The following is an 11,201-nucleotide window of genomic DNA, read 5'->3' as shown; positions in this document are numbered from 1 at the left end:
TTTCCTTGTCAGTCACACTGATATGTAAACGAAGGAGTCGATTGGCATGACCAAAGCTGCGTTGAACCCTCAGAACTTTGTTGACGCCGCGCTGGAAGTGATTGACGAGGTGGGCGTCGATAAGTTGACGATGCGTCGGGTCGCGCTGGCACTGGGAGTCAGCCCGATGGCCCTGTACAAGCACTTCGCTAACAAGGATGAACTGTTAGCGGCAGCGCTGGAAGAAATGATCGTGCGCGCCGATGTGCTGCCCACGCAGGATCTGCCATGGCAGGATTGGGTGAGACACGTCGCAAACGGCATGTATACCGCGCTGTGCGCGGAGACCAGTTGGGTGCCGCTGCTTGGCTCGCTGCGCCTCGGCGGGCAGGCCAACGCCGTTATCGATGCCTTTGTAAACAAGCTCTGCGCTGCCGGTTTCAACACCGAGCAGGCGCTTGAGGCACTGTTTGCCATGCTTCAGCTTGTGATCGGTGCTGTGTGCCTACACGCCTCACTGCGGCCGTTATCTGCTGGAGCGCAAGGGGGTGAGGCCCTAACGGCCCTTACCCATGCTTACCTGCAAAATGCCGACCGCCGGCGCCTGGAAGCTGCTTCGGATCTGGATAGGGTAGTTAGAAGGGATCAGCTAACGCTGGGGTTGCCGTTCCTGATCAGTGCGTTGGAGGCGCAGCTACCGCGCGGCTGATTGTCGGCGTTTAAGCGCTGGGTCTTGGATCGGTTTGTATAAGGAAATGCGGCGGGTAGAGAGATTTGTATTGCTCATAAAAGGAGCGCCGGTATTGGCGAATGGCGTGTCTACATCGCGCCAGCCAGAATGCAGGGCTCAGGCCTCAGCATTTTCCGGCGGCGAGATCAACACCTCCTGGTCCTGCGCATCCAATGTGATCAACTTTACCGGACGCTTCCAAATGTTTGCGATGTAAGTCAGCACTTTGCGCGCGCGCTCCAGCTCGAGCCCCCGGCCGTCGATGCCGCTTTCGTGGCGCAGCACAAGAGAGCCGTCCGGTTTGAGTTCGTCGACGACAACGCGAGGTGCGCCGAAGTTGAACTTTGGTGCGAGAATATTCTCGTGAAGTGTGTCCAGGCTGTTTTCAGCGACCTTGATTTCACCATTGCGTTTTGCATTAAACGAGAACAGCCGCATGTCGTCGGCCAGTTCGCGGCACAGGTGATTGCGTATAAAACCAAAATCGTCTTCCTGTTCCATGATTCGACGTGCTGTCTCGAGCCCTTGCTCGGCGATGATTTTTTCCCACATCACGTAGCCGACATGATAAGGGTTTAGCTTGAGTGCAACTTGCTGGTCACCGGCATAGGGGCTGACAACGTCGGAATGGGTTTTCATGCAATCGACATACATGGAAGAGGGCAGAAAATCTGCTTCGCGCAGCAGGCGCGAATGCCAGTAGCTCGCCCACCCCTCATTCATGATCTGACAGTTAAATACTGGCTGGAAATACCAAGCTTCTTTGCGCACAGCGAGAAAGATATCTCGTTCCCAGTCCTCCATTTCCGGTGCGTAGTTCGCGATAAACCACAGGAGGTCTTTTTCCGGTTTTGGCGGTACAGGCAATGGCGTGGTGCGCGGTTCGCTGCTGGGGAATTCTTCTCCGGGAAGTTCGGCATAGCGGCCGTGAAATCCTTCCGCTGCTGGTTTGGTTTCGGTGCTGCGTTTGGTGGGGTATTTTTTTCGATTAAGTAGCTGCTGGGTGTCGATGTGCGGTTCTAGTGACAGTGCGCAGTCGAGTACCTGTTCCACACGTTGCTCGCCGAATTCTTTGATGACTTCGTCAATGCGGTGGGCATGGGCCGCAGCCTGTTCAACGATATGGTAGCCCACCTGTTCCTGACTGCGGGCAAAAGAAATATTGTTGCGCGAGAAATCGGCGTGGCCCAGTACATGGGCCACTACCAACGTGTTTTCATGCAAGCTGTTGGTATTCACCAAGTAAGCGCGGTTGGGATTGCCGGGAAAAACCACCTCAAATATTTTTGAGTGCCCCATCCGGTGCTGAATCATCTGGTATATCCAGCGCAGCCCAAAAGACCAATGCGGCATCCGCACTGGCAGGCCGTAGACGGCTACTTCCATCATGAAGCTGGGCGGTACCAGTTCGAAATCTACCGGGAAAAAATCAAGCCCCTGATCTTTGGCTAATGCCTCCATTTTGGGAATGGTATCGGCTAGGGTGCTGTTCATGTCTGAACTCATACGTCCACCTGTTGTCGCGCAGCCTGATCGGTGAAAAAGGCCTTGATTGCCGGCCAGATATCGTTGTCACTCGCCAAAGAATAGCTGCCACAAGGGTGGCCGTTATCTGCCAGTTGTTGCCAGAGGCGACCTACTTCTGTGTTTAAGCGTCGCGTGTTACTGTGCGATACCTCGGCATAGCCCGCGAAGTTGAGTAGTGGTGCGAGTCGCGCCAGGCTGGCGGCGGACTGCTCCCGGTCATTACTGAAATTTTCACCATCTGTTGCATAAAACAGGTAACAGTTGTACTGGGATGTATCGAAGCGATCTGTGAGCACTTGTTCCGCCAGTTCCAGCGCGGTAGATGACTTGGTTCCCCCCTGGCCGCTTACCTGGAAAAATTCTTCCTCTTCGAACTCAAAAGCTTCCACGCTGTGCGCGATGAATACCGTGTCAATATGACTGAACTGGCGTCGGATTCCCTGTAGCGCCCAAAAGAAAAAGCTCTTGGCCAGTTTGCGGCAGTGTTCGTCCATACTGGAGGATACATCCAGCAGGAATATCACTACCGCGTTGGTCGTAGGCTGTCGCTTACGTGCCAGCTGACGGAAGCGCAGATCGTCGTTGCTAATGGGAACGGGTGTGTCTGGAACGGCTGTGCGACGCTTGATCGCTTCTTTCATGGTGCGGCGGCGATCAAGCCGCGAGCGGGCGCCGCGTTTGTCCCAGCCCTCGCGCACGTATTCATCTACGTCGACATTGCTGCCCTCTTTAGGCTGAAGGTTGGGGAGTTTCAGCTCTTCCCAAAGCCAATCGAGGATATCGTCCGTTTTAAATTCGAGTACGAAGTCGAATTGTCCTTCGCCCTCGCCGCCGCCCTGATCTTGCCCGCCGGGCTGACCCGGTTGGGCTTGTCGTAAAGTATCGCCAGCATCGGCCTGTCCCTGCCCCGCGCCACTCTGCTCGTCGCTATTTCGAAGAGTAAAGCGGTAGTGCTCCAGAAACTTGACGGGAACTTGTACCGTACGATTTTCGGGGCGGGATAAAACATCGGACTTGGCGATCATTTCGGGAAGGTGCTCGCGCACGGCTTCCCTAACCTTTTCGTTGTGCCGCAACCAGTCACGAGTGCCGCGCGAAAAGAGATCGTACCAGTGTCTGTGGCTGTTTCCCTGACCACCATCCTGAAGAAACATGCCTCCTCCCAGCCCAACTGCGGGGCCCTTTGTGGCGCGCTTTTGCGCGCCGTTAGCACTCGCCTATTCTTGCGAGAGCAGCGTTGTTACATAGTTGAGTGCCTCGCGGGCACTGTGCTTGTCGTAGCCGTATTCCTTGATCAACCGTTCTTCTACCGCCGCGATTTTTTCCTGCGCTTCATCGTCCGGGCGTGAAATCGAACTCACTAACCGCAGTACATCGCGACGCTCTTCGAAAAGGTATTTTTCCATCGCCTCTTTCAGGCGAGCATGAGAATCGAGTGTGAATTTCTCGCCATTTTTGTAAGCCACCATGGCCTTGCGAACCACTTCTTGGCGGAAAGTCTGCTTGCCGGCGTCAGAGACATTGATCTTTTCTTCAACCGCACGCAGGAAGCGTTCGTCTGGGTCGCGAGTTTCGTTGGTGATAGGGTCTTTCACCTCGCGTTTGTCGAGGGCCGCTTCTACTTCGTCTAGATACTTTTCGAGCAGACTTTCGCTTTCTTCCTGGAAAGAGACAAACAGCGCTTTGTGCACATCTTCCTTAACCCAGTGATTGTAGAAGTCCTTACGCGCTGTGACGAGAAAATCGACCCACTCGCGTTTCTGTTTTGCGTCCATTCGGGCGTCACTTTCAATCGAGTCTTTAAGCGTGACCAAGACTTCCATACTCGTTAGGCTTTCGGCTTCTGAGCGTGAGATCGCGTTAGAAAGCGCGTTGACCACGAAGCGGGGTGATACTCCGGACAGGCCTTCGTCCGGATACTCATTGCGAATTTTCTCGAGTTCATTGCGTGAGAAACCTTCCACATCATCGCCGGCGTAGAGTCGTACTTTTTTCGAAAGGTCGAGATCTTCGCGTTCCGACGGTTTCAGGCGAGACAGTACGGCAAACAGAGCGGCTAGGCGCAGTGCGTGTGGGTCGAGATGAACATTGCGGAAGGTCGGGGCCTGCGCAATTAACTTGCGGTAGATTTTCGATTCTTCGCGGTAGTTCATCGTGTAAGGAACCTGCACAATCACCATGCGATCGAGCAGCGCTTCGTTCTCTTTTTCCTGTAGAAATTTTCGAAATTCTGCGAGGTTAGTGTGAGCAATGATGGTCTCGTCCACATGAATCAGCGGGAAGCGAGAGACTTTTACGTTTTTTTCCTGAGTGAGTGTCAGCAACAGGTAAAGAAATTCGCGCTTAACTTTGAGAATCTCGATCATTTCCAGCAGGCCGCGGCTGGCAGAGTAAACTGCACCCGACCAGGACCAAGCGCGTGGATCGCCTTCATCGCCGAACTCGGAAACTTTTGCCAGATCGACAGAACCGATCAAGTCGGCTATGTCGGCGGTTGTCGGGTCATGTGGCGCGTAGGTGCCAACGCCCATTCGTTTCGATTCCGACAGAAAAATTCTTTCCACCGGATAGCGCATAAAATCGCCCTCGTACTCTTGCTCGAGGATCGATTGTGCGTATGGAGATAGCTCGCCCTGAATGTCTACGCCATAGGTGTCTCGGAATTCTGCGCGCAGTGTGTGAGGAACAAGGCACAGTGGATTTTCGTGCAGCGGTGAACCTTTCAGTCCGTAAAGCGCCCCGTCGTCGGTATGGCTGTATTCCTCCATACCACGTTTCATCAAAATAACGAGGCTTGATTTACCGCCGGAAGGCGGGCCGAGCAGCAACAAAAGACGGCGTCCAACTTCAGAGCCCGCCGCAGCAGCCTTGAAATAGTCAACGATGCGTTGCAGCGCTGGGTCAATTCCGTAAAGCTCGCGGGAAAAAAGTTTGAGTTTTCCCTCGCCGCTTTCCTCGTTTGCCTGCATCCAGCGCAGCATGTCCCAGGTGTACTGGTGGCTGTTGCGAGTGGCCAGGGTGGGTTTAGGCTGAACTATTTGTTCCAGGTAATCCGCAAAGGTTCCTTCCCACTGTCGGGAGCGATGCTGATCGGTGAACGATTCCAGCGACTGGATAAACGCGTCGTGTCCGTTGTTGCTAGCCATGAGGACCTCCATGCCAACGCCATTCGAAAAGCGAAGCGGGGTTGCGGCGTTATCTGTTCCTGCTCCATTGGCTTAGAGCGGAACAACTGCACAAGGTTTCAGAAAACGTCGCAGATTTTCCACCTCGTCAGCTTTTGTTCTAGCACATATTATTCCCACGTGGCATAGGTAGAATCCGTTTTTTTGTTTTATTGGGGAATTGTGGGGAAAGCACTTCCCAGTGGGGAAAAAGACCGACATAATCACTTTTTTATGACGTGCAGTTTTATTTTTTTCGTTTTTCCCTCGCGTTTTAGCGCCTTCCCCAGTTAGCACTCAGACGGCAGCTTTGCTAACTTTCGATCTTTTGTCAGTGTGTACTGATCGCAATCACGCGCCATCAGTATTTCTCCTGAGTAGTAACAGGCCGCTTCCTGGCGCAGCTCGTCGATGTGGCGAGTATCGGCTGACAATTTGTCCCGATAGCGCTGGCTAAAGTGGGTCAGCGCCAGAAAGGGAACTCGCGCCTGTGCAGCGGCTTTGGCGACCTGCGCGGCCGTGCTGTGCATGTACTGAGTGCCAATCCGTGCCAGTACGTCTTCGGTAAAGGTAGACTCATGTACCAGAAGGTCGGTGTTTTTCAGCGCACTTACAAGCAACTCCGGTTTGTCATTGTCGCCACCCACCATGATTGCGCGCGGTTTCCATGAGGCTTCACATACATCTTCCGGGTTGACCACCTTGCCATTGTCCAGCCTTACTGAGTTGCCGTGTTGCAATTCGCCCCAGAGTGGACCACGCGGCACCCCTTTCGCGCGCAGTGCGCTTTGATTGAGTGCGTTGGGAGGGATTTCTTCGAATCGATAGGCAAAGCTTGGCACACGATGAGATAGTGTGTGGGCAGTGACTTTCAGTCGGTGGTCACTGAACACTTTCATCGATTGCGCGGCGCAATTGTCTGAGCGAACAAAATGTAGTGGGTAGCGCAGGGTGCTCACGTCGGTGTACTTGAGAGCAGCGGAAACGAACTGCTCTATCCCGTCGGGGGCACAGATTGTCAGGGGCTCCTTGCGGCCGCTCATATTGGCACTGGCCAGAAGGCCTGGCAATCCGTAGCAGTGGTCACCGTGAACATGGGTGATGAAAATTGCCTGCAGCTTTGCGAGGCTGTAATGGCAGCGTAATAGCTGATGTTGCGTGCCTTCGCCGCAATCCACCAGATACCAACTGCGATTTTCGCGCAGCGACAGAGCGAAGCCGCTGACATTGCGATTGCGCGTGGGAACACCTGCGCTCGTGCCGAGAAATGTAAACTTCATGCGGGCATTATAGCGTGGTATGGGCTTCAGGTATCGCCGTGCTTTTGCCGGTGCAGTGTCAGCGTGTGGCTCGATGGGGTGGCGGACAAAACGGCCATAATGCTGTCGATCAGATTGCTTGCCATGAACTTTGTGTCGGCAGAAAAAGAGGCATATTGCGTACTGGCGCGAAGCCGGGCGTGCTCAGATACGCCGTGGTAGGCCAGAATGTTCATGTGCACAATACGTTGCTCAACAATGGCAGGAGGCAGCGCGCTCAGGTGGCGTGCGGTAAACGCGGCGATTTTGCTCTCTCTGGCCAATTGCAGAGGATGTTTCTCTGGTGCCTGGTAGCCCAATGTATTGGTGGTAATCAATTCGGCGCTGATGTGAATATAGGCCTCGCCACCGTCTGCATCCTCTAGCTTCTCAATCAGTGGTTGCACCATGGCTGAGGCGATGATGGCTTCAGTGCTGTGATCGCCGGCGGCGAGCTCGTCGATCAGTGCTGCGCGACGCTGTGCTACGCCGGGCGCGTGCTTGTCGAATATCGCCTGCAGCAGGCCGTTTTTTCCGCCAAAGTGGTACTGGATCGCATTGCGGTTGCTCTGGCGGGCTGCGCGAGTAATGGTGTTCAGTGATACCCCTTCAACACCATGTTTTGCATACAGGTTTTCGGCGGCCCGAACGATAGCCTGCCGGGTGCGCTGACTACGATTATCGCCGTTGGCTTGTGCGTTACTCAAAGTGGGTGTCCTGTCGGCCTGCGTTGGCAGGACGAATTGTCTGTGAAAGCGGCGGGTGCGTCGAGCACTCGCAGATCCCCTACATACGGGTGAGGCGTCGTAAAGCGTATTCCATATTATGGTTCGGCGAATTAGGATGATCTGCTGAACTCAGAATAAGAAGCGGCGCCTTCGGGTATCCGTTTTGGCTGGATTACCGTAGCAGGATGCCAGTGTGGCCCTGCGCGCCCGATACCGACAGATTGACAGGAAGGAGCAATCCATGAAATTTGCCTACCACCACAGTATGTGTCCACCCGAACAATACGTGCCATTGACTAAAGCGGCGGAAGAGATCGGTTTTGATACCGTAACCTTCCCGGACAGTATCTGCTACCCCAAGGAAGCGAGCTCCAAATACCCCTACAACGCCGATGGCAGCCGCGAGTTTCTCGACGGCGTGCCCTTTATCGAGCCATTTCTGCTGATGTCGCATCTGGCGGCGGTTACCGAGAAAATCCGGTTTTCCACCTCGGTGCATAAAACGGCAGTGCATGAGCCCGCCCTGCTGGCCAAAATGATGTCCAGTCTTGCAGTGCTCAGCGGCAACCGCTTTGACTACGGCGCGGGTATCAGCCCTTGGGGGGAAGATTTTGACGTGACCAATACCCCGTGGGAAAAGCGCGGTAAGCGTCTGGATGAGATCATTGAAATCGTCAACGGCCTGATGAGTGGCGAGTATTTCGGATATGACGGCGAGATCTTCCAGATGCCGGCCATCAAGCTGTGCCCGGTGCCCACCGTGCGACCGCGCATTCTTGTAGGCGGTCACTCGAAGCCCGCGCTGCGCCGGGCGGCGCGGCTGGGCGATGGTTGGATTGCCGCCGGTGGTGATGCTGAATCCATTAAAGTGATGGTTGACCAGATCAACGAGTTCCGCAAAGAGTATGGCCGTGATCACCTGCCTTTTGAGTTTCAGGCCATGACGCAAGATGCCTACAGCCCTGACGGCATTAAGCGTTTGGAAGATATTGGTATCGATGAGGTGCTGGTGGCTTTCCGCAACGTTTATGAGGCCGAAGCCGACGATAAAACAGTGGAAGAAAAAATCGGCATGATGCGCTGGTTCGCCGACGAGGTGATTGCCAAGTCGCGTGGCTAGCACGCTACAATGCCCCCGCATGCAATAAAAACAGGCGGGGGCAATGAAAAAGCTTTACTGGTTTGGTGTAATTATTATTGTCGGGGTCGTCGCGTTGTTGGCGGCCCGTTCCTTTTTCGTCCCCCGTACGCTTGAACTGCCTGAGCTCAACGGTGAGCTGCATGCGGTAGAAACCAGTCACGACGGTTTGACGCGCCATTACCGCGTTTATGTGCCCGCGACCCTCCAGCCCCAAGCACCGTTGCTTTTTGTTTTTCATGGATCGCTGTCAACTGGTGAGGTTATGCGTGAGATGGGTGCGCGGCAATTTGATCGCATGGCCGACCAGCGAGGGCTTATAGTGGTCTATCCGGATGGCATAGAGCGCCATTGGAACGACTGCAGGGCATCTGCAAGTTATGCGGCCAACCAGCGAAATATCGATGATGTAGGCTTTGTTCGGCAGATGATAGAGGAGCTGGTGCGCGATCACCGGGCAGATCCGGCCAGGGTCTATGCCACCGGCTTGTCCAACGGAGGTCATATGGTATTGCGTCTGGCCTTGGAGGCGCCGTCGCTGATGGCCGGTTATGCGCCGATAGTGGCCAACTTGCCGGTGGACGACAATCTGGATTGCGACAAGCAGGGGCAGCCAGTCAATATCGCCCTGATCGAAGGTACTGACGACCCCGTGAATCCCTACGACGGCGGCGTGGTCAAATTGCTGTGGGACGACAGCCGGGGAGAGGTGCTTTCTGCGGCGCAAACGGCCCAGTATTTCGCGGATCTGGCCGGCTATACCAAGGGTCCTGAGCCCTTCGATCTGGCTGATACCGAGCCCGCAGACGACGGCTATATCAGCGCTCAGCTATGGTATGGCAGGACGCATCGCGTGGGCTTGTTCACTATGCAGGGTGGCGGCCATGTGCTGCCGAGCGTCAACACTAGCTTTGGTGTGCTTGGCGGTGATATTCGCGATGTGGACGCGGCCGATCTTATCTGGACATTCCTGACCGCAGACACACAGGCGGCGGGGTTGCCCTAATGTGTGTCAGGCGCTGACAAGTGAAGCAACGGGCGCCTTTACCGGACGTAATTTCTCGACAATATCGAACAGGTAAGCGGCGTGCTCTCGTCGTTTCGCCATCGGAACCATCAGCAGGTTTTGGGCGGCTCCCATAACCATATCAAACGCCATCTTGGTGATCAGATCCGGGGCAATGTCGCGGCGCACCTCGCCTTTCTTTTGCAGTGTGCGGATAAATTCATCCATCAGTACCCGAAACTGACTGATCTTTTCGATCTGGGTTTTCAGGCCTTCGCCACCGCGCGTCAGGCAATAGTGGTACAGGTTAAAGCGAACCCGCCACTCCCGGTCAGACTCTTCGTCGAGCGGCAGGCCGGAGGTGATCATTGGAATAAAGTAATCGAGGGATATTTCTTCCAGCTCGGCAATCGCGTCTTGCATGCGTTGGTCAATGCGCTGGTCTGCCCATTGGAAGGCCGCCATAACGATCTCTTCTTTGCTGTTGAAGTAGTGTGACAGTACACCAATGGAGCAGCCCAGCTCTTTGGCTAGCGCCCTGGTAGTAAGTGCTTCCAAACCTCGATCGGCAATCAACCGCGACGCAACAGAGGCTACTTCCTCTCGGCGACTGTCATGATCTACTTTTCGCACTCCCCACACCCCCGATTGTTTTTTGAGCAATTGTGACAGTATACCCGGATTTGATGTTTTTTTATATCGAACGCTTGATATGTTTAGAGTCATTACATATCATCTGTTCAAAATAAACCGATTAACCTCGGCAACGACCGCAGGAGGAAGGGAACCAATGACTGAAGCAGTCGCTAACTACAAGCTGGCCAAAGACAACCACCAGCTTTCGCACATACCGGGCTCATTTGGCTGGCCAGTCATCGGCCACACGATCTCGCTGGTAAAAGATCTGTACGGCACTGTAGACAAGCAGTACAAGGAATTTGGCCCGGTTTCCAAATTTGGTCTGGCGGGGTTTAAAGGTGTGCTGCTGTGTGGGCCCGACCTGTATCAGCAGATCTATCTCGATAAAGAGAAGAACTTCTCGGCCGAGATGGGTTACATGGGTTCGCTGGGTCGCTTTTACAAAGGCGCGCTGTTGCTGCGCGACCACGAAGAGCACCGTTTTCAGCGCCGTATGATGCAGACAGCCTTCAAGAACGATGCCATGAAGGGTTACATCGACACCATGGGCCCGATGTTGAATGAGGCCGTGGAAAGCTGGGACGGACAGAAAGACTTCCACTTTTTCCCTGCCATCAAACAGGCGTTGTTGGATGTTGCTGCTACCATCTTTGTCGGGTTGGGCAAGGACGATGAGCGCGCCGATAAGCTCAACACGGCTTTCACCGATGTGGCCAACGGCCTCATGGGTCTGATCACCAAGGAGATTCCGGGTACGGCCTATGCCAAGGGCAAGAAAGGTGAGCGTTATCTTCATGAGTTTTTTGGTGCCCTGATCGACGAGCGCCGTAAAAACGATGGTATTGATACGTTCAGCTACTTCGCGAAAGAGAAAAACGAAGACGGTGAGTACTTCAGCGACCAGGACATTGTTGCTCATATGAGCTTCCTGCTGTTTGCCGCCCATGACACCACAACCTCCGCACTGAGCCATCTGCTTTATCATCTGGGGC

At 54.4% G+C, this 11,201-nt stretch carries 10 protein-coding genes; 4 read left to right on the top strand and 6 right to left on the bottom strand.

All coding sequences use genetic code 11. The features are described from left to right. Window positions 1-46 precede the first annotated feature (46 nt). Window positions 47-688 carry a TetR family transcriptional regulator gene (locus ABYP39_RS13845; protein ID WP_372759850.1) on the top strand — a complete coding sequence of 214 codons (642 nt, stop codon included), beginning with the start codon at window positions 47-49 and terminating at the stop codon, window positions 686-688. Between the two features lie 138 nt (window positions 689-826). Here ABYP39_RS13845 and ABYP39_RS13840 read toward each other — a convergent pair whose 3' ends face one another. The 5 genes from ABYP39_RS13840 to ABYP39_RS13820 all read right to left on the bottom strand — a co-directional run bounded on the left by ABYP39_RS13840 (window position 827) and on the right by ABYP39_RS13820 (window position 7,405). After that, entirely contained in the window at window positions 827-2,203 is a 1,377-nt protein-coding gene (locus tag ABYP39_RS13840) for a SpoVR family protein (RefSeq protein ID WP_372783084.1), read from the bottom strand. A gap of 8 nt (window positions 2,204-2,211) precedes the next feature. After that, window positions 2,212-3,390: a DUF444 family protein gene (locus ABYP39_RS13835; RefSeq protein WP_372749394.1), complete on the bottom strand. Its 1,179-nt coding sequence runs from the start codon at window positions 3,388-3,390 to the stop codon at window positions 2,212-2,214. A gap of 63 nt (window positions 3,391-3,453) precedes the next feature. After that, window positions 3,454-5,382, bottom strand: coding sequence for a serine protein kinase (locus ABYP39_RS13830; protein WP_372759057.1), 1,929 nt, complete (start codon window positions 5,380-5,382; stop codon window positions 3,454-3,456). Window positions 5,383-5,690: 308 nt separating this feature from the next. Then, window positions 5,691-6,680, bottom strand: a complete 990-nt coding sequence (locus ABYP39_RS13825; protein WP_372748535.1) for a ribonuclease Z — start codon at window positions 6,678-6,680, stop codon at window positions 5,691-5,693. 26 nt (window positions 6,681-6,706) lie between these two features. Next, window positions 6,707-7,405: a TetR/AcrR family transcriptional regulator gene (locus ABYP39_RS13820; RefSeq protein WP_372783082.1), complete on the bottom strand. Its 699-nt coding sequence runs from the start codon at window positions 7,403-7,405 to the stop codon at window positions 6,707-6,709. 262 nt (window positions 7,406-7,667) lie between these two features. Here ABYP39_RS13820 and ABYP39_RS13815 point away from each other — a divergent pair, with 262 nt between their 5' ends. Further along, window positions 7,668-8,546: a TIGR03619 family F420-dependent LLM class oxidoreductase gene (locus tag ABYP39_RS13815; protein WP_372748537.1), complete on the top strand. Its 879-nt coding sequence runs from the start codon at window positions 7,668-7,670 to the stop codon at window positions 8,544-8,546. A 43-nt stretch (window positions 8,547-8,589) separates the two neighbouring features. Then, window positions 8,590-9,570: a PHB depolymerase family esterase gene (locus tag ABYP39_RS13810; protein WP_372748538.1), complete on the top strand. Its 981-nt coding sequence runs from the start codon at window positions 8,590-8,592 to the stop codon at window positions 9,568-9,570. Window positions 9,571-9,576: 6 nt separating this feature from the next. On the opposite strand, the gene ABYP39_RS13805 is transcribed toward ABYP39_RS13810, so the two are convergent. Further along, window positions 9,577-10,203, bottom strand: coding sequence for a TetR/AcrR family transcriptional regulator (locus ABYP39_RS13805; protein ID WP_372748539.1), 627 nt, complete (start codon window positions 10,201-10,203; stop codon window positions 9,577-9,579). 157 nt (window positions 10,204-10,360) lie between these two features. On the opposite strand from ABYP39_RS13805, the gene ABYP39_RS13800 reads away from it, so the two are divergent. After that, window positions 10,361-11,201 (top strand): cytochrome P450 (locus ABYP39_RS13800; RefSeq protein ID WP_372783080.1); only part of this gene is annotated, 841 nt, incomplete at its 3' end.

The sequence above is a fragment of the Litorivivens sp. genome (genome assembly GCF_041625495.1).
Lineage (GTDB): Bacteria > Pseudomonadota > Gammaproteobacteria > Pseudomonadales > Spongiibacteraceae > Litorivivens.
Note: the sequence above shows the minus strand (reverse complement) of the source record. Positions and strands in the feature narration are given on the sequence as shown.